The organism is Flavihumibacter sp. ZG627 (assembly GCF_000814325.1).
In the GTDB taxonomy this organism is placed as follows: domain Bacteria; phylum Bacteroidota; class Bacteroidia; order Chitinophagales; family Chitinophagaceae; genus Flavihumibacter.
The window spans coordinates 111,023-136,288 of the sequence record NZ_JPHF01000008.1 but is presented as its reverse complement, the minus strand read 5'-3'; the positions used below and the strand labels follow the sequence as shown (position 1 = coordinate 136,288).

Annotated in this window: 21 protein-coding genes; 12 read left to right on the top strand and 9 right to left on the bottom strand. The window is 45.5% G+C overall.

Annotation, left to right across the window (positions count from 1 at the left end; genetic code table 11):
• Positions 1-63: 63 nt before the first annotated feature.
• From HY58_RS14960 to HY58_RS14930, 7 genes are all read left to right on the top strand, one after another.
• On the top strand, positions 64-1,101 hold the full coding sequence (locus tag HY58_RS14960; RefSeq protein WP_039133666.1) for a sensor histidine kinase: 1,038 nt from the start codon (positions 64-66) through the stop codon (positions 1,099-1,101).
• Complete coding sequence (locus HY58_RS14955) at positions 1,101-1,832, top strand: LytTR family DNA-binding domain-containing protein (protein ID WP_039133663.1); 732 nt, start codon at positions 1,101-1,103, stop codon at positions 1,830-1,832. Before HY58_RS14960 ends, HY58_RS14955 begins: the two co-directional genes overlap by 1 nt.
• A gap of 103 nt (positions 1,833-1,935) precedes the next feature.
• Positions 1,936-4,494, top strand: coding sequence for a TonB-dependent receptor (locus tag HY58_RS14950; RefSeq protein ID WP_039133660.1), 2,559 nt, complete (start codon positions 1,936-1,938; stop codon positions 4,492-4,494).
• A 37-nt stretch (positions 4,495-4,531) separates the two neighbouring features.
• On the top strand, positions 4,532-5,083 hold the full coding sequence (locus tag HY58_RS14945; protein WP_039133658.1) for a PepSY-associated TM helix domain-containing protein: 552 nt from the start codon (positions 4,532-4,534) through the stop codon (positions 5,081-5,083).
• A 63-nt stretch (positions 5,084-5,146) separates the two neighbouring features.
• The gene (locus tag HY58_RS14940) at positions 5,147-7,357 is read left to right on the top strand and encodes a heavy metal translocating P-type ATPase (protein WP_039133656.1); all 2,211 of its coding nucleotides are present in this window, start codon (positions 5,147-5,149) and stop codon (positions 7,355-7,357) included.
• 18 nt (positions 7,358-7,375) lie between these two features.
• Positions 7,376-7,939 (top strand): AraC family transcriptional regulator, encoded by a 564-nt coding sequence (locus tag HY58_RS14935; protein WP_039133653.1) that lies wholly within the window; start codon positions 7,376-7,378, stop codon positions 7,937-7,939.
• Positions 7,940-7,957: 18 nt separating this feature from the next.
• The gene (locus tag HY58_RS14930) at positions 7,958-8,185 is read left to right on the top strand and encodes a heavy-metal-associated domain-containing protein (RefSeq protein ID WP_039133651.1); all 228 of its coding nucleotides are present in this window, start codon (positions 7,958-7,960) and stop codon (positions 8,183-8,185) included.
• On the opposite strand, the gene HY58_RS19020 is transcribed toward HY58_RS14930, so the two are convergent.
• The 8 genes from HY58_RS19020 to HY58_RS14890 all read right to left on the bottom strand — a co-directional run bounded on the left by HY58_RS19020 (position 8,182) and on the right by HY58_RS14890 (position 16,453).
• The gene (locus HY58_RS19020) at positions 8,182-8,379 is read right to left on the bottom strand and encodes a hypothetical protein (RefSeq protein WP_156123710.1); all 198 of its coding nucleotides are present in this window, start codon (positions 8,377-8,379) and stop codon (positions 8,182-8,184) included. The genes HY58_RS14930 and HY58_RS19020 overlap by 4 nt on opposite strands.
• Positions 8,380-8,479: 100 nt before the next feature.
• Positions 8,480-10,270 carry a long-chain fatty acid--CoA ligase gene (locus HY58_RS14920; protein ID WP_039133648.1) on the bottom strand — a complete coding sequence of 597 codons (1,791 nt, stop codon included), beginning with the start codon at positions 10,268-10,270 and terminating at the stop codon, positions 8,480-8,482.
• Positions 10,271-10,434: 164 nt separating this feature from the next.
• Entirely contained in the window at positions 10,435-11,079 is a 645-nt protein-coding gene (locus HY58_RS14915; RefSeq protein ID WP_039133645.1) for a YceI family protein, read from the bottom strand.
• 344 nt (positions 11,080-11,423) lie between these two features.
• Positions 11,424-12,440, bottom strand: a complete 1,017-nt coding sequence (locus HY58_RS14910) for a lipopolysaccharide assembly protein LapB (RefSeq protein WP_052324175.1) — start codon at positions 12,438-12,440, stop codon at positions 11,424-11,426.
• Positions 12,441-13,670, bottom strand: coding sequence for a DUF1015 domain-containing protein (locus HY58_RS14905; protein WP_039133642.1), 1,230 nt, complete (start codon positions 13,668-13,670; stop codon positions 12,441-12,443).
• An 18-nt stretch (positions 13,671-13,688) separates the two neighbouring features.
• Positions 13,689-14,756, bottom strand: coding sequence for a 3-phosphoserine/phosphohydroxythreonine transaminase (serC, locus tag HY58_RS14900; protein WP_039133772.1), 1,068 nt, complete (start codon positions 14,754-14,756; stop codon positions 13,689-13,691).
• Positions 14,757-14,833: 77 nt separating this feature from the next.
• A complete protein-coding gene (locus HY58_RS14895; protein ID WP_052324174.1) occupies positions 14,834-15,796 on the bottom strand; it encodes a zinc dependent phospholipase C family protein in 963 nt (320 codons plus the stop codon).
• Positions 15,797-15,802: 6 nt separating this feature from the next.
• On the bottom strand, positions 15,803-16,453 hold the full coding sequence (locus HY58_RS14890) for a DUF502 domain-containing protein (RefSeq protein WP_052324173.1): 651 nt from the start codon (positions 16,451-16,453) through the stop codon (positions 15,803-15,805).
• A 193-nt stretch (positions 16,454-16,646) separates the two neighbouring features.
• On the opposite strand from HY58_RS14890, the gene HY58_RS14885 reads away from it, so the two are divergent.
• The 5 genes from HY58_RS14885 to HY58_RS14865 all read left to right on the top strand — a co-directional run bounded on the left by HY58_RS14885 (position 16,647) and on the right by HY58_RS14865 (position 24,407).
• Positions 16,647-17,279, top strand: coding sequence for a TetR/AcrR family transcriptional regulator (locus HY58_RS14885; RefSeq protein WP_039133639.1), 633 nt, complete (start codon positions 16,647-16,649; stop codon positions 17,277-17,279).
• Entirely contained in the window at positions 17,276-18,700 is a 1,425-nt protein-coding gene (locus HY58_RS14880; protein ID WP_156123709.1) for a TolC family protein, read from the top strand. The genes HY58_RS14885 and HY58_RS14880 overlap by 4 nt, the downstream gene beginning before the upstream one ends.
• A 26-nt stretch (positions 18,701-18,726) precedes the next feature.
• Positions 18,727-19,890: an efflux RND transporter periplasmic adaptor subunit gene (locus HY58_RS14875; protein WP_039133637.1), complete on the top strand. Its 1,164-nt coding sequence runs from the start codon at positions 18,727-18,729 to the stop codon at positions 19,888-19,890.
• A 73-nt stretch (positions 19,891-19,963) separates the two neighbouring features.
• On the top strand, positions 19,964-23,578 hold the full coding sequence (locus HY58_RS14870) for an efflux RND transporter permease subunit (RefSeq protein WP_039133634.1): 3,615 nt from the start codon (positions 19,964-19,966) through the stop codon (positions 23,576-23,578).
• A gap of 31 nt (positions 23,579-23,609) precedes the next feature.
• Positions 23,610-24,407, top strand: a complete 798-nt coding sequence (locus HY58_RS14865) for a TIGR00266 family protein (RefSeq protein ID WP_039133631.1) — start codon at positions 23,610-23,612, stop codon at positions 24,405-24,407.
• A 6-nt stretch (positions 24,408-24,413) separates the two neighbouring features.
• On the opposite strand, the gene HY58_RS14860 is transcribed toward HY58_RS14865, so the two are convergent.
• Complete coding sequence (locus HY58_RS14860) at positions 24,414-25,259, bottom strand: alpha/beta fold hydrolase (RefSeq protein WP_039133628.1); 846 nt, start codon at positions 25,257-25,259, stop codon at positions 24,414-24,416.
• Between the last annotated feature and the right edge of the window lie 7 nt (positions 25,260-25,266).

Genomic DNA, 25,266 nt, shown 5'->3' with positions numbered 1-25,266 from the left:
GGGGTTTGCCGCATTTTATCGCCCCAGGCTCTCCATTAAAGGCAAATGGCCTAATTTTCTTGCATGTTAAGGAAACCCTTTGGCCGCAAATGGATCCTGGTATCGTTGCAGATACTGGCATGGGTAGTGCTTTTCTCCCTGCCTTTCCTGCTCCGTCCAGCCATGGGTGACAGGCCCCCGGAAAAGAATAGTACTCCCGGTGGAACCATTTTTTATATTATCAACAACCTGTTCTGGGTGGGATTGTTCTACCTCAATGCGCTGGTACTGATCCCGAAATTGCTTTACCGTCAGAAATTCGGACAGTTTGCAATAGCTCTTGCCGCGCTTTTCCTCCTGTACCTCGGCATCGGATGGATGAATAACCAGATTTTCCTCAAAGGCCACCATTTCAATTTCCGCATCCATATTCTCTTTACATTCTTTATTTATGTTTTCATGATAGCCACGAGCACGGCTATCAGAATGGGGATTGACAGGATCAGGGCAGAGCGACTGGATGATGAGAAGATCAATGAGAATCTCAAAACAGAACTTACCCTGTTGCGATCGCAGGTGAGTCCGCATTTCATGTTCAATGTGCTGAACAATATGGTGGCATTGGCGAGAAAGAAATCAGACCTGCTCGAGCCCTCGCTGATAAAGCTCTCCTCCCTCATGCGCTACATGCTCTATGATATTGATGGCGAAAAAGTTTCTCTCGATAAAGAGATCGATTACCTCGGGAGTTATATAGATCTCCAGCGTCAGCGGGTTAGTAAAAATGTAATCATCAATGCCGACTTCAGTGATGTAGACCGCAGTTATGAAATTGAACCCATGCTGCTGATACCCTTTGTGGAGAACGCTTTCAAGCATGGAACGGGAATGGTGGAAAATGCTGCTATCAATATTGTGCTGAAGGCCCGCAACCATGAACTCAGCTTTATTGTGAGCAATAAGTTTCGCGAAGATGCCGCCGAAGTTAAAGACAAGACCTCGGGTATTGGCCTTACCAATGTGAAACGCCGACTTAACCTGCTTTACGGAAAAGATCATACATTGAATGTGGAGAAGCAGAACGACCAATTCATCATTCACCTCTCCCTTAAACTTCACTGATGCTGAGATGCATGGCTATAGACGATGAACCACTGGCACTTGAGCTGCTGGAGGATAATATCAGCAAGGTTCCCTTCCTTGAGCTGGTAGCCTCCTGCGAGCATCCGCTGGAAGCCATGAAAGTGCTGGAGAAAGAATCGGTTGACCTGATTTTTCTTGATATACAGATGCCGGGATTAACCGGACTCCAGTTTATCCAGAGCCTTGCGGTAAAGCCATTATTCATCCTGATCACTGCCTATGAAAAATATGCACTGGAGGGATATAATCTCGATGTGGTGGATTACCTCGTGAAGCCGGTACCCCTCGACCGTTTCATCAAAGCCTGCCATAAGGCGAGAGAACTCTTCGAACTCAGGAATAATAAAAATCTTACGCCGGCCTCACCAATAAGTTCTGCAACATCCGCACCCGGCTATTTCTTTGTAAATGTTGATTATAGTCTCCTTAAGATCACTTTCTCCGATATACTCTGGATCGAATCACTAAAAGATTATGCGAAGATCAATCTCAAGAGTTCTTCCAAGCCGGTAGTTACCCGTATGAGCATGAAGCAACTGGAAGAAACACTTCCCGCCGATAAATTCATAAGGGTGCATAAGTCATTCATTATTGCTAAAGACCAGGTGACTGCCATCCGCAAAAACAGTCTCTTCATCGGCACCATGGAAGTGCCGGTAGGAGAGAACTACCGCGAAACCATCGCCCAGATCACGGGTAAATCAGCTTAAGCTTTCCCTGAAAGAAGGTTAGGTCGCATCATTTTGGGTGATCGTCTCATTTCTCCCCGCCACGCCTCTTACCTGTATAGTTTTGTGTCATAATTATCAAGTAATGAGACAGCTATTATTCCTTATCTGCATTTCCATCCTTTCGGTTAGCGCTTTTGCGCAACCACCTGCCGGTCGCGCTCCCGGTGCTGGCATGCCCGGCGCCATGACCGGAACAGTGTATGGAAAGATCACCGACAGCGATGGTAAGCCCCTCGCAGATGTATCGGTTGTATTGCTGCAAAGCAAGAAAGATTCTGCATCCGGAAAACCAAAGGATATCCTTGTTGCAGGCCTTGCCACTAAAGCAAACGGCGATTTCAGTTTTGCTGACCTGCCTATGGCTGGTTCACTCAAGTTGAAGATATCTGCCCTCGGCTTTGCTGAACAGGAACAATCCATAAGCTTCGGAATGGGGGGAATAATGAAAGACCTCGGTAATATTAAACTGGATCGCCAGGCGCAGGAGCTTTCCGGCGTTACCGTTACTGCTGCCAAACCACTGATAAGAATGGATGGCGAGAAGAAGATCTTCAGCGTGGAGAAAGACCTGGTAAGTGCAGGCGGAACAGCGCTTGATATCATGAAGAATGTTCCATCCGTACAGGTAGATATCGATGGTAATGTTACCATGCGTAATGCACAGCCAACTATTTTCCTCGATGGCCGGCCTACAACGCTAACACTCGACCAGATACCTGCCAACTCTATTGAATCAGTTGAAGTGATCTCTAATCCATCTGCAAAATATGATGCCTCCGGGGGTAATGCTGGTATATTGAATATTGTTCTCAAGAAGAATAAAAAGACCGGCTATAACGGTAACCTGCAAACGGGAATCAATAAGTATGGTGCCATCACCGCGGGTGGTGATCTTAGTTTGCGCCAGCAGAAGTTCAACTTCAGTGCCAATGCGATGTACAACCAGAATAAAGGCAGAAGTACCGGGTCTACTGATCGCTTCAATTTTGCTGAAACACCTGTTACCAATATATTCCAGGATAACAGTGGTCGTAATGATGGCGCTTTTATGTTTGGCCGGCTGGGCTTCGATTATTTCGCTACCAACAGAACCACTATCTCTCTTGGTGCAGTAAAGGTGCGTGGCGAATTCAATCCCACAGAAATGATCAGTACAAGCACCGACTCATTGTATTCTTCCGGCACCACCAATAGCTACTCCGAAAGAAGTACAGCAAGCGGAAGAACTTTTAATGGCACCGGACTTCAACTGGGCATAAAACAACTCTTCCCCCGCGATGGTGAAGAGTGGACTGCCGATATCAATTATTTCGGTGGTAAGAACAATGGTAATTCACTTTTCCATACTGACAACTTTACGGCAAAAGGTGGGGCCGTTGCTGATTTCCAGGAGCAGAAAATGCTCAGTGAAGGCAACATGAATTTTATCACCCTGCAAACTGATTATGTTAGGCCATTGAAGGGAAAGGCAAAGATAGAAACCGGTTTGCGTGCGCAGCTTCGTAAAACAGAAAACAATATCGATAACTATTTACTCGATGTGGCTGCCAATGAATTTGTTCTTGCCCCGGATGCTACCAGCCATTATAAGAATACCGATAACGTGTATGCTGCTTATATTTCTGTATCCAATACCATTAAGAATTTCGGTTACCAGTTCGGACTTCGTGGTGAGAGTTCTTCCTATGAGGGTGAACTGGTAAAGAGTGGTGCAACTTTCAGCAATAAATACCCCATCAGTTTGTTCCCATCCCTTTCACTCAGCCAGAAACTTAATGACGATCAGCAGTTGCAGTTGAGTTATACCCGCAGGATCAACCGCCCGAATTTTTTCCAGTTGATTCCTTTCACCGATTATTCTGATCCCCTGAATATCACCCGGGGTAATAGTGCCCTTGTTCCTGAATTTACACAGAGCCTGGAGATGTCATGGACAAAAACATTTACCGGAAACCACAGCTTGCTGGCATCAACTTATTATAAGTACACCAACAACCTGATCACACGCTACCAGGATCTGCAGTATGATGAAGTACTTGGCAAAGAGGTACTGATCAACAGTTTTATCAATGCAAATAATAGTCGCAGTTACGGTATGGAATTCACGGCAGTTAATCCGCTTTCAAAGTGGTGGGATATGACAACAAACCTGAATCTGTACAATAGTAAGATCAATACCGACGAGGTTCAGGGTGCAGACCAGGATGCAATGTGGAGCCTGTTTGGAAAATGGAATAACACCTTCAAACTTCCAAAGTCAACGAGCATACAGTTAAGTGCTACCTATCAATCAAAAACCAACCTGCCTATCAACCAGAACAGCGGTTTCGGTCCGCCCATGATGCAGAGCCAGAGTGCTTCACAAGGATATATCAGTGCCAACTACGGAATAGATATCGCCATAAAGAAATCATTCCTGAAGAACAATGCAGCTTCTGCAACACTGAGCTTCAATGATATTTTCGGAACAAGGAAAATGAAGCAGTATTCATATAATGAATTTTTTAGTCAGCAGTATTTAAGGTTGAGAGATCCACAGATGATCCGCCTCACTTTTGGCTATCGTTTTGGTAAGATCGATGCCACACTTTTCAAGAAGAAGAATATGAAAGGTGATGCCATGCAGGGAGTAGAGATGTAATTACGCGGTTAATGCGCGATGCCAGTATCTTTGATGAATGAGCAGGTCAACACAGGCAAGACTGTTGCGGCAAACCCGCAGAATTCATCGGTGGACAGGCATCGCGCTTTTCCTGTTTTTTATTGTGATTGGAATTACGAGTGTGTTGTTGGGGTGGAAAAAGAATTCGGGCGGTTACCTGCTTGCCGCCACCAGCACCGGAAGCCAGATGAATGCTGCCAGTTGGTTATCGCTCGATAGCCTGCAGCGGCTCGCGGTTACACATCGCATCAATAAAGGTCATATTGAAGCCAACATTGATCGCCTTGATATAAGGCCCGATAAGGGCATTGCAAAAGTTCTCTTCAAAGACAGTTATGATGCGCTGCAACTCGATATGGCAACGGGACAGGTGCTGCTGGAAGAAAAGCGCAGGGCCGACTTTATTGAACATCTCCATGATGGCAGTATTGTAGATGAATTGCTGGGATTAAAATCGGGTGCTTTCAAACTGATCTATACTACTATCACGGGACTTGCATTATTAACGTTTTCCCTCACCGGTTTCTGGCTCTGGTATGGTCCGCGGCGGATGCGGCATAGTTCCTAATTATGTAACAATCATCCCATATACTGTAATGACCGCGGGCTCTTTTTGAGGGAACTTTGGGTCATGAAAAAGATTAACCTACATGTAACCGGCATGAGCTGCGCATCCTGTGCCATCAGTGTGGAAAGCATGGTGGCTGCACAGGGTGGAGTAGGCGCTGCTACAGTTAATTTCGCGGCGCAGCAGCTGCAGGTTGAATACGATCCCGCCCTTATCAACACCACCCGGATGCAGCAGGTGGTGCAATCCATCGGATATGATCTCATCATTGATACCGACAATGTTAGCGAAAAGCAGGAGGCAGCCCTTGCCAGTCATTACCAGGATCTTAAAAGGCGTACAACGAGGGCTGCTATCCTAACAACACCTGTTTTCATAATCGGGATGTTCTTTATGGATATGCCCTATGCCAATTATATCATGTGGGTGCTTAGTACCCCCGTGCTTTTTTATTATGGTGCTTCTTTTTTCAGGAATGCCTGGAAGCAGGCAAAGTTTGGCAAAGCCAATATGGATACCCTTGTTGCATTGAGTACAGGGGTGGCTTATGGCTTCAGTGTTTTCAATACGCTTATTCCTGAATTCTGGCACCAGCGCGCACTGCATCCCCATGTTTATTTTGAAGCAGCGGCGGTAGTGATCGTTTTCATTATGCTGGGTAAGCTGCTGGAAGAAAGGGCAAAAGGCAATACATCTTCCGCCATTAAAAAGCTCATGGCCCTGCAGCCTAAAACTGTTTGGGTTTTGCAGGATGGGGTGGAAAAGGAAATTCCGATTTCTTCTGTGCAGGTGAACGACCTGGTGCTTGTAAGGAGTGGAGAGAAGATTGCGGTGGATGGTATTGTGGAGAGTGGATCTTCCTATGTTGACGAATCAATGATTACCGGTGAGCCTGTTCCGGTGCATAAAGAAAAAGGGGTTGCAGTATTTGCAGGAACCATCAACCAGAAAGGAAGTTTCCGTTTCCGTGCCCAGAAAGTTGGTGCCGGAACAATGCTGGCCGGTATCATCCGGATGGTGCAGGAAGCACAGGGCTCTAAGGCACCGGTACAGAAATTGGTAGATAAGATCGCCGGCATTTTTGTTCCGGTAGTTATTGGAATAGCCTTGCTCACGCTGGTGGCCTGGCTGATGCTGGGGGGTGAAAATGCGCTTACTCACGGACTGATGGCAATGGTGACTGTGCTGGTTATCGCTTGTCCCTGTGCGTTAGGGTTAGCCACTCCTACCGCCATCATGGTTGGCATGGGAAAGGGTGCTGAAAACGGTATCCTTATCCGCGATGCCGATAGCCTGGAGAGGGCCCGTAAAGTAAATGCCCTGGTGCTTGATAAAACCGGAACCATTACTGAGGGCCGCCCGGAGTTGATGGCAATAAGCTGGGAGAAGGGTGTGGAGGAGAAGCGGGTTTTGCCTATCTTATACCAGCTCGAGAAGCGATCAGAACATCCGCTGGCAGAGGCTGTGGTGAAAGCACTTTCAGCTAAATGTGATGAGGTGGTTGATATCCAGGATTTTCATAGTATTACCGGTATGGGTGTGGAAGGAAGATCTGCCGGAAAAGAATACTGGGTGGGGAATAACAAGTTGGCGCAAATTAAAAAGGCTGCTATAAGTGAAATGCTCGATGAGCAGGCGGAGAAGGGTAGAAAAGCTGCCCATACAGTGATCTATTTCGGTGAAGAGAATAAGATACTGGCAATTCTTACGATCGCTGATAAAGTAAAGGCAACATCAGCGGAAGCGGTGAGCGCATTGCAGAACATGGGTATTGAAGTGCATATGTTCACCGGTGATAATGCGCATACGGCAGCAGCAGCAGCCCGCGAAGTGGGGATCCAATCATTCCGCTCAGAAGCCCTGCCCGATGATAAACAGGCATTTGTTGCCAAATTGCAGATGGAAGGTAAAGTGGTAGCCATGGTAGGAGATGGGATCAATGATTCACAGGCACTGGCGCAGGCAGATCTTGGTATCGCCATGGGAAAGGGATCTGATATCGCGATGGATGTTGCTAAAATGACACTGATATCTTCCGACCTGCTGCAGATCCCGAAAGCCCTGAAGCTTTCAGGAAAAACGGTGATGGCTATACGCCAGAATCTGTTCTGGGCTTTCATCTATAACCTGATAGGAATACCGGTTGCTGCCGGACTGCTCTATCCCGTTAATGGCTTCCTCCTGAATCCTATGATAGCAGGGGCTGCCATGGCACTCAGTTCTGTTAGTGTGGTGGTCAATAGTCTAAGACTGAAATGGAGTAAGCTTATATAATTTTCTAAAACATTGCAGATGAAACTTTATATCAGGAATATGGTTTGTAACCGCTGCAAGTATGTAGTGAAGACCGAACTTGAGAAACTGGGGGAAGAAGTGCTGGATATTGATCTCGGCGAAGTGGAACTTAAGGGCGAACCCGATGCCAGCCAGTTGGAATTGATTTCGAAGGTGCTTGCCGGTTTCGGATTTGCGTTGATCAATGATAAGGCATCCCGAACTATCGAAGCTATTAAAACAACCATAATTGAAGCGGTTAAGGATCCGGAATTACTTGAACAAAAGAAGCTTTCCGATATATTAACCACCAAACTTAACCGTGATTATTCCTCCCTCAGTAAGTTGTTTTCCGAAGTGGAAGGCATAACGTTGGAACAGTTTTTTATTCTGCAAAAGATAGAGCGGGCAAAAGAAATGTTGGTTTATGACGAGATGAGTCTTACCGAGATATCTTATGAATTAGGATACAGCAGTGTGGCGCATCTCAGCAGCCAGTTCAGGAAGGTAACCGGGTTAACCCCCAGCCATTTCCGGAAACTGCGGGTGAAGCCAAGGAAATCACTTGATGATCTTATTTAAAAATTAAATACGAAATATATGACACACCAGTATGAAGTAAGCGGCATCACCTGCGGGGGATGCATCAGTAATGTTACAAAAGCGTTGGAAGCTGTACCGGGGGTTACCGCGGTTAGGGTTCAGAAGGAAAGTCCACAGGCAACTGTTACCATGTCGGGACATATCCCCACAGAGCAGCTTGCCGAGGCGGTAAAATCCTATGGCAATTATATACTTACTGAGGCAGTGCCCGGTAAGGGTAATTAATGCTTCTTCTTTCTTTGTCCGGGAGCAAAAGGCTTAGCCGATTTGGTTCCATAAACCTTCTTGGCATGGCCGGGAGGCATATGGTAAAAATGCTTGCGGTGGGGCGGTCCTTTACGAACAATAACGGTGCGACTGCAGGAACTCAGGGCAACTGAGCCGATAATAGCAAGAGCCAGGATCGAACGGAACATCATAGGTATACAAATTGATCTCCAATATTAACGCAAAAAGAATCAGAAAAGTATAATACCCGTCTGACATATGTCCTGACATGTGTCAGACGGGTATCTTTGATTAGCTGTAAATCCGCTCGATTGCATCCTGGTATTTCTCCATGATCACTTTGCGCTTGAGGCTCATTTTGGGGGTGAGCTCACCGGTATCGATGCTCCAGTCGAGCCGCAGCAGTTCAAATTTCTTGATCTGCTCTACCTGGTTGAAGTACTTATTGAAATTTTCCACCAGGTCCTTATAAAGCTCCACCACTTTAGGATGGCGGATCATTTCATCATTGGTGGTATAGGCAATATTATTCTGGCGGCACCAGTCTTTCAGGTTAGGAAAGGAGGGTACAATAAGAGCACTTACAAATTTTTTATCGGCCCCAAGCACCATGAGCTGTTCCACGTACAGAGATTCTTTCAGCCTGTTCTCAATAGGTAGCGGTGCAACATATTTTCCCCCGCTGGTCTTGAACATTTCTTTCTTGCGGTCGGTGATCTTGAGGAATTTATTGTCCACCATCATGCCTATATCGCCGGTTGCAAACCATCCGTCTTTGATCACTTCTGCAGTAAGATCGGGGCGTTTGTAATAGCCCATCATGATATGCGGTCCCTTACTCAAAATCTCGCCGTCTTCGGCGATCTTCACTTCCACATCATCAAGTAACAATCCCACCGTACCAAATTTTCTTCCCGCCTCGGTATAGCGGTTCACCGATATAACGGGGGATGTTTCTGTTAGTCCATAGCCTTCGAGGATCGGAATTTTTGCGGCAGTAAATATCCTGATAAGCTTCACCTGGCAGGCAGCGCCACCACTCACGATGGCTTTGATATTTCCGCCGAGCGCCTCCCGCCATTTACTGAACACAAGTTTATTGGCCAGGGAAAGTTGTGCCTTGTACCATACTCCCTGGTTGGTATCGGGATTGTATTTGTCGGCCAGGTCGTGTGCCCAATAAAAAAGTTTTTTCTTGATGCCTTCCAGTTCCATGCCTTTCAACATGATCTTTTCATAGACCTTCTCCAGCAGTCGCGGTACCGTTGTAAAGAGGGATGGCTGCACTTCTTTCAGGTTATCGCCAATGGTCTCAAGGCTCTCCGCATAATAAATATGTGTTCCCGAGAACATATATATATAGGTGACCATCCTTTCGAAGATATGATTGAGCGGAAGGAAACTCAGCGAGCGCTGTCCCTTTACTCCTATCTCCGTGAAAACAGGATTAATGCTGCTCATCACATTGCTGAGAATATTATTGTGGGATAACATCACTCCTTTTGGCGTTCCCGTAGTGCCGGATGTATAGATAATGGTTGCGAGATCCTCCGATTTTATTTTATCTGCAATCCCTTTGATGCGGGCTTCTGCATCGGGTGAGGAGGCATGAAATACATCCTTCCAATGAGCCGCATTGGCAACATGTTCAAAAGTGAAAATATGTTTGAGGGATGGCACCCTCGATTGTACACTGAGTAATTTAAGGTAGAGGTCTTCATCATTCACAAAGGCGAGTTTCACCTGCGCATCATTCAGCACAAATTCCAGCTCCTTCACATTGATGGTGGGGTAGAAGGGCGTTAATACCGCACCGATCTGCTGTACGGCAAGGTCAACCATCATCCACTCGGGACGGTTCTTTGAGAGTATGGCAACTTTATCTCTTCCCTGCTCGGTCATATCACCGCAACTGATGCCCAGGTTAAGCAATCCCCCGCTTAGTTTATTCACCATCTCTGAAACCTCTTTCACGGAGTAGGTGCGCCACTGGCCATTTTCCTTAGCCGCCATCATTCCCTGGTCTGGGTTCTGCTCTAACTGGTATTCAATGCAATCAAAAAGTCTTTTTGGGTGGTCCATATGCAATCGATCGTTGATGAGAAGATTTACTGCTCAAATATATGCTTCCGCTAACAATTTAGGCATTCCACAGCAATCATGGCCGGGCATAAGCGAATAAAAAAAACCGGCAGGTTTACCCTGCCGGTTACATCCAACTCAAAACATCACTAGAAAAAAGCGAGTTATAATTTGTTGGCGTTAATGTTCAACTTGATATTCACCTCAGGACGGATCATTTTATCGCCCAGGCTCTTGTCGTTACCATAGAACATTCCCCACTGGGTGCGGTCAATATTGAAGCTGGCAGTTGCAGAAACTTTGTTGTCAGCAATTGCAACCTTTGCCGGGAAACTTACATTTTTGGTGCTATCCTTCAGGGTAAGGTTACCGCTGATTTTGTGGGTAGCGCTGCTGTCGTTGGCAATTGGTTCTACACCTGTGATCTCAAACTTAGCAGTAGGATATTTTGCTGCATCAAAGAAGTCGGCACTCTTCAGGTGACCTTCCAGTTTCTCTTTTCCTTCACCTGCTTTGAGGTCGTGGTTGTTCAGAGAATTGATATCGATGGTGAAATTTCCTGCCGCGATGTTGCCATCTGCAATGCTGAAATTACCATTAGTGATCTTGAAAGTTCCGTTGTGCTGACCAACCGGCTTGCTTCCCAGCCACTCAACTGCACTTGCAGTGGTGTCGATGGCGAATGATGCGCCGGCCGCTGCTGCTGCTTCCTGCTTTTCAGCAGTAGTTGCTTCGGCTGCTTCGGGTGTTGTGTTACAGGCTGTTGCGATTGCTGCAATGGCAGCTGCGAATAAGAATGCTTTTTTCATTGTGTGTATAAAATTTTCAGTTACGGAGGCAAATATAGGGCTTCTCTCTGGTTTAATGTTTAGACATTAAACTAAAGAAATGCTAAATAGATGGGAAGGCAGGTATTTACTGTGGGATTACTGCTAAATGCCCTTTTTGCAGACGCAATATTGGGGTGAGTTTTACCCAATATAGTTGCACTGTTGTTGCAAAAAAGTCTGAAACTCCCTGCCCGCGCGGCTTTTGCAAAATATGAGACAAGGTTTAGACAAGGATTAGACAACTATAAGACATATATAAAGGAAATAATGGGGGCAAAAACCATTATTTCAGGCCATGGTCATGGACATATATAATTGGACAATCACCTGTAATTCTGCCCTTCCGGAAGTTTGAAGACCCGTCCTTTCTGGAAATTGCTGAAGGCCTCATAGGCTTTCTGGTTGGCGAGAGTCCAGGCCTGGAACTCTGACAGGTTCTGCGCTGCCCCAAAGATCCACTGGTTATATGCATCAAACAATCCTTCCTGCAGCAGCTGGCGGTGATATTCAAATAACCTGTAGGGGTATTTCACCGGTTCCTTTTCAAACCAGTCGAGAATAAAACGGGTACGCATGATGGTGATGGACGGAGTTGTAATGCCCGAACCAACAACAGCAGCATGTTTATTCAGCAATCCCGTGAAAGCCATCTCAAAACCATTTGCTTTATCAGGGGCCTTCATCCCATTCATGTTGGTGTAATATTTCTTATAGGCATCCAGCAGCAGTTGTTTTATTTCGGGTGTTCTCCTGCTATAGCTCTCCAGGTTCAGGAAGATCTCACCATATAATAATGCCCATGTTTTATCGGTGCTTCGGTAATAATGTTTTGCTGCATTATAATAATTGCCGGAATAATTAGGATCTACCGCAATGCCTTTTTCCCATTGCTCTGCCGCCTCTTCATATTTCTTTCTTCCATACAACAGCTCGCCATATTCATTGTAGAGCACTCCACTTTTCGAATATGCTTCAATTCCTCTTTTATAGAGTCGCTCTGCCTCTTTAATTTCTTCAATTGCTCTGTAGGTGAGTCCAAGTAACTGGAAACTTCTGAGGTCAGCGCCAGGCTTATCAGTGAGCTGCCTGCCATACTGCATGGCATTACCATAATCGGCCGAGAGGTAATAATTGAAAAGCAGGTCATTCTGGATCTCCGTGTTAGCGGGATTTTGTTCCAGCGCTTTCTTAAAAACAAGGGTGGCATTGGCATAGTCGCCCGACTGCATAAATGTTCTCCCTTTCTGGTGCAGACTGGCAGCGTCATCCTGCGCCAGCGCAACCATTGAAGCAAGGAAAAAACTCATGGCCAGTATGATATTCTTCGGGATAAATTTCATTTACTCGTAGATTAAATGGGTAAGTAAACCATCACGGAGTTTTGGTTCAAACCAGGTGCTTTTCGGTGGCATAATATTGCCACTATCGGCAATATCAAAAAGCTGCTGGATGCTCACAGGGTGAAGGCTGAAAGCAACTTTCATCTCACCACTATCAACACGTTTTTCCAGTTCATGCAAGCCCCTGATGCCACCAACAAAATCGATTCTTTTATCTGTACGCTGGTCATGTATATCAAGTAATTTACTCAATATCTTATCTGATAATATAGTTACATCAAGAACACCAATTGGATCTTCTGAATAGCTGCCTTGCTTAGCGGTGAGTTTATGCCATTGTCCACCAAGATACATGCCGAATTCATGCAGGTGAGTAGGAGAGAAGGCAGAGGGCATTCTTTCCACTTCAAAATCTTCATAGAGGGCGCGGAGAAAATCAGCTTCCGAATGATTGTTCAGGTCTTTTACCACCCGGTTATAATCCATGATATGCAACTGTGCAGCCGGGAATAATGTTGTGAGGAAATAATTCGCATTATCGTGGTAGCCTGCATCCAGCGACTGGCGCACTTTTGCTGCAGAGGCAGCACGGTGATGGCCATCTGCTATATAGGTGAATGGCACACTACTATTGAACAGATCGCTGATGTGGCTGACGGTATTTTCATCATCTACAATCCACACGCGGTGACTGATACCATCTGCTGCAGTGAAATCATAAACGGGTGCAGATGTTTTCCATTTTTCAATCAGATCATTGAGTGCATCCACATCGCGGTATGCAAGGAATACATTACCTGTTTGTGCCCCGCTGGTGCGGATATGGTTGATGCGGTCCTGTTCTTTTTCTGGCCTCGTGTATTCATGCTTTTTGATGATATCCTTTTCATAATCATCAATGGACGAAACTGCTACCAACCCAGTCTGTTGCCTTCCCTGCATAACCAGTTCATAGATATAATAACAGGGCTTTTCTTCGCGGAGCAGAATACCTTCTTTCCTGAATGCTTCGAGGTTGGTCTTGGCCTTTTCATATACTTCAGGAACATGAATGTCGGCGATACCCGGAAGGTCGATCTCTGATTTGGTGACATGTAAAAAGCTATTGGGATTTGATGCTGCCTGCGCGGCTGCCTCGGCAGAATTCAAAACATCATAAGGTGGCGCTGCAACAGCTGCTGCTGCGTTGGGTTGTGGGCGTAATGCCCTGAATGGTTTTATTATTGCCATGATATCTTCAGTATATTTTTATCCGTTCTTGTTTGCAAAATCTTTCATAAGGTCGGTCAGTACAACTACACTTTCAAGAGGAAGTGCATTGTACATGCTCACGCGGAAACCTCCTACAGAGCGATGTCCTTTCACGCCATACATTCCATTTGTTTTACAGGTAGCGAGAAATGCTTTTTCCAGTTCAGCATCGGGCATGGTGAATACAGCATTCATCAAACTCCGGTCTTCAGTTGCCACGGGTAAATTGAAAAGCGGAATGGATTCCACTGTATCGTAAAGCAACTTTGCTTTCTGTTCATTAATTTCCTGGATTGCTTTTACCCCACCCAGCCCTTTAAGCCAGCGCAGCGTAAGCATACAAACATATACAGCAAATACAGGGGGTGTATTCAACATCGAGCCATTCTTTATATGCTCGCGGTAGTCCATCATGGTGGGGAGCTTTCTGCTAACCTTGTTGAGTATCTCATTATCAACGATCACCAGGTTAACTCCCGCCGCGCCAATATTTTTCTGTGCACCAGCATATATCAGAGAAAACCGGTTGAAATCCATAGTTGTACTAAGGATATCACTGCTCATGTCGGCTACAAGGGGTATACTTGTTTCCGGAATGGCATGCATCTGTGTACCCTCAACCGTATTGTTTGTTGTATAATGGAAATAGGAAGCATCTGATGGAATGGCATAACCCTTAGGGATATACGCATAATTCCTGTCTTTCGAACTGGCCACTACTTCAACGCTTCCATATAGTTTAGCTTCCTTGATTGCCTTTGTGCCCCATACCCCGCAATCGAGGTAAGCTGCTTTTGCATTATCATCGAGGAGGTTCATGGGAACCTGGAAAAACTGGGTGGATGCTCCTCCATGGAGAAACAACACTTCCTTATTACTATCCAACCCCATGAGTTCTTTTACAAGGCTCTGGGCCTCATCCATCACCGACTGAAATGCATCGGTACGATGACCGATCTCCAGGATGGAGAGCCCCATATTATTATAGTTAACGATTGCTTCACTTGCCTGCCTGAACACTTCTGCCGGCAGGATGGATGGTCCTGCATTGAAATTATGTACCACGTTGCTTGCGTTTGGTAAGAGCGCAATTTCCTTAAAAAATACCATATCCCGAAGCTCTAAAGCATTTCGGGTAATGATCAGTCGCAGGATTTGCCCTTGATAGGTTGATGGCGCCACTGCTGCTCGAGGCTATCAACAGCGGGATACATGCCAGGTGTTATCAAACTGTTCAGTTTTTTCAGGTCTGGTTGCCCGGCGTTCACCCAGGCGGTATACCATATACTTGCAACAGCATGAATGGCCTGCCGCATTCTTCTTTCCACCATCCCCCGCAGCACTGCATCATAGCGGCGACTATAGAAAGTTGAATACTGCCTTATCACCAGCTGGTTACGCCATTCCCAGGCATATTTTTTATCAGGAGATATTGTTGCCGATAATTGAGCTTCCATCCTTAATACAGAATCAACAGCATCGGCACTTTCCAGGACACATCGCCATATAAACTCAGCTGGCTTCTCTATATAGATAGCTTTACCTGTAAAGAGATCCCACTCATTATCGGCAAGCAATTCGGGCAGGCGGCTCTCCCAGAAAGCGTGTATGCCATGCTGGTTGGTATGTTGCCCGTTGTGGTTAGAACTGGTATGCAGGGGCACATGCGCATCACCGATATAATGACCCAGATCGGCAGCAATGCGTAGGATATTATTTGTTTCAGCATTCCGGAAGGCCTTGGTCAAAGAGCTCGTGAGCTGCAATATCCGCCAGGGAAGAATGCCATGTGCCTGCAGGCTATCCTCTGAATATTTAGCAACAGCCTCCTCCCACTTGCGGGGAAGTTCATTGAAAGGCCATTCACCATATTTATCAAGATCAATATAATGGCGGGGGGCTTCAGCTTTAAGGATATAACGGCGCTTGTCTGCATCAACGGCATGCTCCCGGAGGTACTCCAGCCGGGGCTTGAAGAGAACCAGCATTTCGGGTGGCAGGAGGTAGATGGCGTATTCATTGATACGCTTATGCCCGAAGAAACCCCAGCAATAAAGCTCTTTCACCGGAAGCAGTAAAGCCACCAGTAACAATATCCGAATCATAGATCATCAGCCCTTTTTAGCGGGCGGTCCTTCAGTATCATGTGCGGGTTCAGCCACTCCGCCCGATACCACATATTTCATGGCATCAGCAGCTTTTATATGTTCTAAAGGCCTAACCCTGCTGCGGGGAACAAGAAATGTTTGTCCCGCAAAGGAGTATGAAAGAGGAATATAAACAGTGATATAATCCTGGAAGCCGAATTCACTGGCATCTTCATCGGTTACAAATCCGATTTGGAAAACATCTTCCTGGTAAATGGAAACCGCCACGGCTTTATTGAATTTGCGTTTATTACCGGCAAAGGCTTCAAAAAAATCTTTTATTGAACTATAGATAAACTTAACGCCTGGCGCGCGTTCCAGCCAGTGATCAAAGAGGCTGAACAGGCGGCTGGTGATGAAATTGGTACTTAGGTATCCCAGAACAATAAGGCCTATAATGATGGCAATAAAGCCGAGTCCGTAATTACGTGTGATGATGTTACCTGCACTGTCGCGCACTTCAAAAATCGGGATCAGGTTATCGATGGAAGTAACAAACCAAAAGATAAGGTAGCCCGTTATCACCACAGGTGCAGTTACTAATACCCCCTGCAGGAAATACTGGAAAATTTTCCTCCACCTCCAGCCATCGGTTCTTACCGGTTGATTGTCCATACTGTAGTTTCAACTGCAAACCTACTAAATGCCATGCTATGCTTACATGATAATTTCACGGAAAACTGGCAGGTGTTTTGTCGGTTTTATTCAAATCCTTCACCGGGGGCTTTATTGTATTTATGTTATGAATTGCAGAAAATGATGATGGAAACTTTGGTAACGATAAAAGTTTCTATAGTTTTACGGCCCAATGACAGAAATCGATAACAGGGAGCGGATACTGGAAATGTCCAGGGATATGTTCATGCGCTATGGCATAAGGAGCGTTAGCATGGATGATATTGCCGGGGCGTTGGGGATGAGCAAGAAGACCATCTACCAGTATTATGCCGATAAGGATGAGTTGGTATTGGCGGTGATTCGTTACAAGACCTGTGAGTCGGAAGAATTGTGCAAGGTGGATAAGGAGAATGCATCCGACGCAATAGATGAAATGTTCCGTGCCATGGATATGGTGGAGCATATGTTCAGGACGATGAACCCGGCAGTGCTTTTTGACCTTCGAAAATATCATCCCGCCGCCTTTGGCATTCTGGAACAACATAAGCACGAATATCTCTACAATACTATCCGCAAAAATCTCGAGTGGGGCATCCGCGAAGAACTCTATCGCCCCGAGATCAATGTTGATATCATCGCAAGGTATCGGGTAGAAAGTATGTTGCTCCCATTTGACCCCTCTTTCTTAAGCAGGCAGAAAGCGAATCTTGCAGATGTGGAACAACAGGTGCTGGAACATTATCTCTTTGGCATCGTTACGTTGAAAGGTTATAAACTGGCTCTGAAGTATCAACAAAAAAGACGTAAACAAGCTCAAAAATGACAAAGCAAATGAAAAGAGTATGGTTGAGATTTCCGCTTATTACCGGGCTGATCTTTTCCATGATCACCGTGTACAGCCAGGACGAGAAAAAAGTTCATTCATTCACTATTAAGGATGCTGTCAGTTATGCAAAGCAGAACAGCAACCAGGTAAAGAAGGCGTTGGAAGATATCCGGATACAGGAGCAGGTGAACCGTGAGGTTACCTCCAACGCCCTCCCACAGATAACAGGATCGGCCGCGCTGAATTATTTCCCTCGTGTTCCAGTACAGAGCTTCCCCAACTTCATCGCCGCAGCAACTTATGGCGTACTGGAAGAGGAAGGCGTAAAAGATGGCGATGGTAATGCCATTGTATCACCCGGGGATTTTGGATTTGTACAGGCCCAGTTCGGAACAAAATGGAATGCGAGCCTTGGCCTGGCATTGAACCAGGTATTGTTTGACGGACAGGTGTTTGTAGGTCTTCAGGCACGTGATGCCGCCATGTCGCTGGCACGAAAAACCAGCGAGATCACAGAAGAAACAATCGCCATCAATGTCCACAAAATTTATTACCAGTTACTGATCGGACATCAGCAGATCGAATTGTATCATGCCAATATCCAGCGTTTTGAAAAGCTGTTGCATGATACAAGGGAGATTTACAAAAATGGTTTCGCGGAGAAGCTGGATGTTGATAAGGTGAGTGTTTCGCTTACTAACCTGAAAACGGATAGCCTCAAGCTCAATACACAATTGGCAAATGGATACCTCGGACTCAAAATGCTGATCGGTATGCCGCTTCGCGATAGTATTATTCTTGCAGAAGAACTCACGGAAGAACTCGTCAAGAACCAGATACTTGATACGGCGTATGACTATAAAGATCGTCGGGAGTACCAGTTGCTGGAGATCGGAAAAGAATTGAATGAGTTCAATGTGAGGAGATACAAACTGAGTTATATCCCCACGGTGGCTTTATACAGCCAGCTTAATACCCAGGCCTTGCGAAATGAATTCAATTTCTTTAAGTCGGGAGGAATGTGGTTTGCCAACAGCCTTGTAGGCCTTCAGATCAACGTTCCCATATTTGATGGGTTCCGCAAAAGTGCACAGATCGCCCAGGCTAAATCAGCGGTAAAAAAATCGGAGTATGATATGGAACTCCTGAAACTGAATATCGATTATGATGTGGCCTCTTCGCGTAACCGTTTCCGTGATGCCGTGCTGGCAGTGGATGCACAGAAAGATAATATGCAACTGGCAGAACAGGTTTTCGACCAAACCAAAAAGAAGTATGAACAGGGACTTGGTTCTAATACCGAGATCAATAATGCTCAAACAGAACTGAGGCTGGCCCAGACCAATTATTTCGCCGCGCTCTATGATGCAGCCATTGCAAAAGTTGATTACCTGAAGGCTGTAGGAAAAATCTATTAATTAAACCTGATCTATAAATAGCAAAAATGCAAACGAGAATAAAACAATTACTGACTGCAGCGATAGTGCTTTTGGCTATGGCCTGCGGAACGGGTAATGCCAATAAACAACTGGAATCGAAAAAAACTGAACTGACCAAATTAAAGGGAGAGCAGAAAAAGATCGATGAGAAGATCATTGTTCTGGAAAAGGAAATACTGGCGCTCGACCCGGCTTCCGCCGTGAAGGAGAAGCCGAAACTTGTTTCTCTCACTACATTATCAACCGCGCCGTTCACCCATTATATTGACCTGCAGGGAAAGATCGATGCGGAGAATGTTTCTTTTGTAACCCCCAGAGGAATGGGTGGACAGGTAAAGGCGATCTATGTTAAGACAGGCGATGTTGTTTCAAAAGGTAAACTTCTGTTGAAACTGGATGATGCTGTTATAAGGCAGCAGATCGAAACAGCAAAAACACAACTGGGCTTCGCGAAGAATTTATACCAGCGGCAGAAGAATCTTTGGGACCAGAACATTGGAACAGAAGTGCAGGTAATAACAGCAAGGAACAATGTTGACCAGGCCGAGCGGCAGATCGCCATACTGAATGAGCAATTATCAATGTCAAATGTTTATGCAAATGTTAGTGGCATTGCCGATGAAGTAAATATTAAGGTGGGTGAAACTTTTACCGGTTCTCCCATGAATGGCATTCGGATTGTTAATTCAAACAACCTCAAAGTTCTTGCACAGGTTCCGGAAAATTATCTCGACCGGGTTAAAGTGGGAAGTCCGGTGATTGTGACTTTGCCGGATATAGGAAAAACAATTACCAGTAAGGTAAGTGTTGCCGGAAAGCTCATTGATCCCAACAGCCGCTCCTTTTATATAGAAGCCAAAATGCCTGCAGATAAGAGTTTAAGACCAAACCAGATCGCTAAGGTGCGGATTGAAGATTATACTGTGAAAGATGCCCTGACCATTCCCGTGAATGTTTTACAGAATGATGAAAAGGGAAAATTTGTATTGGTGGCAGTAAATGAGAACGGACAACTGCGCGCAAGAAAGCGGGTGGTTACAATTGGTGAGCTTTATGGTGATCAGTTAGAAATACATACCGGCCTCAAGGCGAACGATGTGCTGATCACGGAAGGTTTCCAGAGTTTGTATGACGGCCAACTCATCAGTACAGAGGCCGGCAGGATTTAATGCTGATAGATGAACAGTATATGGCATCAGATCAGTAGCAAGCAATAATCAATAAACCAGCAACTATCCTTCCATGTTCGATAATATAAAACATACGTTCAAGCAATTTGGACCAACAACCTGGAGTATCCGCAACAAGACCTCCATCTACCTGATGATGGTATTTGTGAGTCTTGCGGGTGTGTTTCAGTTTGTTACTCTTCCAAAAGAACAGTTCCCAGATATTGTGATCCCTACCATTTATGTTCAAACCATTTATGTAGGTAATTCACCCAAAGACATAGAGAACCTGGTAAGTCGCCCAATTGAAAAACAGATCAAGGGAATAACCGGCGCCAAAATTAAAAAGACAACATCCACTTCGCAGCAGGACTTCAGTGCCATCATGGTGGAGTTTGATACGGATGTAAAAACTGATATTGCCCTTCAGAAAGTGAGGGATGCGGTTGATAAGGCAAAAAAGGACCTGCCTACTGATCTTACAGAAGAGCCTACTGTACTGGAAGTAAGTTTCTCCGAGCAGCCTATCATGTATGTGAACCTCAGTGGTGATTATGACCTGGTGCGTTTGAAAGAGTATGCAGATGAATTGCAGGACAGGCTCGAGGAACTGCCTCAGATAAACAGGGTTGACCTTGTAGGTGCACCGGAAAGGGAGTTCCAGATAAATGTTGATAATGCCCGCATGCAGGCATCCAACATTACATTCGACGATATAGCCAATGCAGTAGGAAGAGAGAATCTTGATATATCAGGAGGATTGCTGGAAGTGGGCAATATGAAGCGTAACCTGCAACTCAAGGGCCAGTTTAAAACCGCTTTTGATATACAGCAGGTTATCGTCCGAAATACAGGTGGTGCACCTATTTACCTAAAGGATATCGCATATATAGTTGACACGGTAAAAGAGAAAGAGAGCTATGCCAGGTTGAATGGTAAGAATGTAATTACACTTAATATCATCAAACGTGCAGGGGAGAACCTGATAGAAACATCAGATGATGTGAAGGCCATTGTTGAAGACCTGAAGCGAACACAATTTCCGAAGGATCTGAACATGGTTATTACGGGTGATCAGAGCAAGGCTACCCGTGTGTCATTCAATGACCTGGTGAATTCTATAGTTATCGGATTCGTGCTGGTACTGATAATCCTGATGTTTTTCATGGGTGTTCTCAATGCGTTCTTCGTAGCACTGAGTGTACCACTGAGTATGTTTGTTGCCTTTCTTTTCTTACCGGCAGCCGACCTTATTGTGGGAGGGCATGTTACACTCAACTTCATAGTTCTCTTCGCCTTACTTTTTGGCCTTGGTATTATTGTGGATGATGCTATTGTGGTCATCGAAAATACGCACCGCATATTTGTGGAGGGGCATGGAAAACTAAGTGCTGAAAAATCAGCAATGATGGCAGCAGGTGAGGTATTTGTTCCGGTACTTGCAGGAACGCTCACTACGCTGGCACCCTTTATACCACTGCTATTCTGGCCGGGTATCATTGGTAAATTCATGATCTACCTTCCCACGATGCTGATCTTTACATTGACTGCATCACTTGTTGTAGCGTTTATTATGAACCCTGTATTTGCAGTGGATTTCATGGTGCATGATGACAAGAAGGAACCAAAATCTGCGTTCTTCCGTAAGAAGGGATTCTGGATGACACTTGTTCTTAGCCTTGTACTTCTCACCTTAGGATTTACAATTGGCAAGGATGTACCCGGTGCTACCAATATGTATTTATTCTGGGGTAACCTCCTGTTGTTCTTTTTGATTCTTGGTGTTTTCAACAGGTTTGTACTGGAAGATGTTATTAACGGTTTCCAGAACAAGGCATTGCCATTGATAATGAGCCGTTATGAAACGCTGCTTCGCTGGTCGCTCACGGGCTGGAGACCAGTTAAACTACTGATTGCAACATTTGCCTTGCTGGTATTTTCTGTTTTCTTTTTCGTGATCAGGGATGTGCCGGTGGTATTCTTCCCGAGTGGCGATCCCAATTTCGTGTATGTATACCTGAAACTTCCTGTTGGTACTTCAGTGGAGTATACAGATTCAGTTACCCAAACGCTTGAGCAACGTGTATATAAAGTACTTGGAATGGAGAATGGAAAAGAGAATCCTATTGTTGAGTCGGTGATCTCCAACGTTGCTGTAGGGGCAAGTGATCCGATGAGTGGCGACAGGAGTACGCGTGCAGAGCTGGGTCGTATACAGGTGTCATTTGTTGAATTCGAAAAGCGTCATGGTGTATCAACCAAACCATTCCTTGATTCGATAAGGCAGGTGGTGAAAGGCATACCCGGTGCAGAGCTAAGTGTTGCACAGGAGCAGGGTGGTCCGCCAACTGATCCGCCCGTCAATATAGAGATCGCCAGTGAAAACTTTGATGACCTTATTAAGACTTCGGTTGGATTAAAGAACTACCTCGACTCGATCCAGGTGGCGGGTGTGGAAGAGTTGAAGATGGATGTTGATCTCACTAATCCGGAGATATCACTTACCATCAACCGCGAACGCGCATTGATTGAAGGTGTATCATCTGCTCAGGTGGGAATGCAGATTCGTACCGCATTGTTTGGGCGGGAAATATCGAAAATAAAAGATGGAGAGGATGAGTATAAAGTTCAGTTGCGTAACAATGTGTTGCAGCGGAATAATCTTACCGACCTGCTCAATATGAATATTGTATTCCGAGATTTTGCAAGCGGTGGAGCGATCAAGAAAATTCCGATCAGTTCACTTGTGACCGTGGATTACACAAGTACGCTGGGTAGTGTTAAAAGAAAGAACCAGAAGCGTGTGATAACACTACGTTCAAATGTATTGTCGGGTTATACGCCAACAGAAGTGAATGAGCGGATAAAAGGTCATATCGATAATTATAAGGTGACTGCTGAGAATGTAAGTATCAAACAGACCGGTGAAGGAGAGCAGCAGGCAGAAACCGGGGCCTTCCTGGGGAAGGCATTGGTGATTGCGCTTATGCTTATCCTGTTCATTCTTGTATTACAATTCAATTCGGTGAGTAAACCTGTGATCATTCTTACAGAGATAGTTTTTAGTGTGATCGGGGTGTTGCTGGGTTTTGGTATAACCAGGATGGAAGTTAGTGTGGTGATGACGGGAATAGGAATTGTGGGACTGGCAGGTATTGTAGTTAAGAACGGGATCCTCGTCATTGAGTTTGCAGATGAGCTTCGGTCAAGGGGAATGAAAACCAGGGATGCGGTGATACAGGCAGGGAAAACCCGTATCATACCGGTACTACTAACTGCCCTTGCGGCGATCCTCGCATTGATTCCATTAGCTGTTGGTTTCAATATCAATTTCATCACACTGTTTGCAGAACTGAATCCGCATATTTTCTTTGGAGGTGATAATGCCGTGTTCTGGAAGCCACTGAGCTGGACGATTATTTTTGGTCTTGCTTTTGCTTTCTTCATGACCCTTGTGATAGTGCCGGCGATGTATCTTATCTCCGAAAGATTGCGCCGCCCGATGCGTCGCCAGTATGGTGGAAAGTGGATCAGCATGTTGGGCATCCCGCCAATGACATTACTATTTATTCCATTGGTGTTTGTTACCATGTTCCGTCATTTGGCGAATGTTAGCAGACGACGCAGAAGGGTACCCGGTGAGCAGGGTAGCAGTGCATATGAACGATTTATTGGAAGCTGGTTTTAATAAAAGCGTTTCTTTTTAATAATTTTGAACAATGAGAAGTAATCACGAAATCGATTATCACATCCATGGTGAAGAGATGCAGTTCGTAGAAGTTGAACTGGATCCCAATGAAACCGCCATTGCAGAGAGCGGGAGCTTTATGATGATGGACGATGGCATACAGATGGCCACTATTTTCGGAGATGGATCCAAACAAAACACAGGCGGCATTCTGGGCAAGCTGGTAAGTGCAGGAAAGCGTATACTCACGGGAGAAAGTCTTTTCATGACAGCATTCACCAATGCTTCTGTAGGTAAGAAAAAAGTAAGTTTTGCTTCTCCTTATCCTGGAAAGATCATTCCACTTGATCTGTTACAGTTAGGCGGCAGGATCATCTGCCAGAAGGATGCATTTCTATGCGCTGCCAAAGGCGTAAGTGTGGGTATAGCTCTTCAAAGAAGGCTCGGTACCGGCATCTTTGGAGGTGAGGGTTTCATCATGCAAAAACTGGAAGGAGACGGGATGGCGTTTGTGCATGCGGGTGGTCATGTTTTTGCGCGTGAGTTAAAGGCGGGAGAAACCCTTAAGCTTGATACAGGTTGTGTTGTTGCCTATACGCAGACAATTGATTTTGATATTCAGTTTGTGGGAGGTATCCGGAATACCATCTTTGGTGGCGAAGGATTATTTTTCGCTACACTTAGAGGTCCCGGCACTGTGTGGATACAAACGTTGCCTATCAGCAGGCTTGCAAGCCGCATCATGCAATATGGAACTGCCACCAGGAAAGAGGAGGGAGGAATACTTGGCGGACTAGGCAATGTACTTGATGGTGATGGCTGGAGGTAAATTCTGTTATTTCCTGTCAACTGATAACAAATAATCTCTCACGCTTTCAAAAGCGGTCCACGGAATAAAATGCCCGCCGGAGATCCAGGCTGTATCAAGCTTTGCTGCTCCGGTGAGCATTTTCATTCCGAAATCTACATTGGATGGAGGAACCCATTTATCCTTGTCGCCATGTATAAAAAGCACGGGCGGACGTAGTGCTGAGAGCCTTGGTTTCATTATTTTCAAATCTTCCTTCAGGTAGATCAGTTCCTCATTGGATGGCCGGAAGGCTCCGGGTAAGAGCAGCTTTAATGGAGTACGCGCTACCACATAACGCCAACGCTCCGGCTTTTCCAGGGAAGGATCTATACTTCCTGAGATGATTACCAGTCCGTCAGAAATACCCGGACTATCAAGTTCAAGTTGCAATACAGTTGCCCCTCCCAGTGAATGCCCCACCAGCCAGAGTGGTTTACCATTTTTAAAGGATCTGATCAAAGGCAGCATCAGTGCGGATTGCTGTTGCTGGTTTATGGCTTTTCCGAAATTACTGTAACCGAATCCAGGCCTGTCAATACTTATCATCCTGAATTTTGACAACAGCAGGCTGTCGGCATGATAGGGCTCAAAGGCTGTCCAGGAGCCCGGTGTGCCATGTATGAAAACCAATGTAGGTAAAGTATCTGCACCCGATTGCACATAATGGACAGTATAGTCTCCCGACTTTACAGATCGGGTTTTCAATTCAATGCCTTTCTCCCTGAAATTGCCAATCATTTTTTTGTCGGGGGTTCTGAAAGTAAAGCAGCTTTGCGCTAACACGAGCCATAATACAAGTACCAGTATCAATATGGGAACTGTTCTCTTCATAAATACC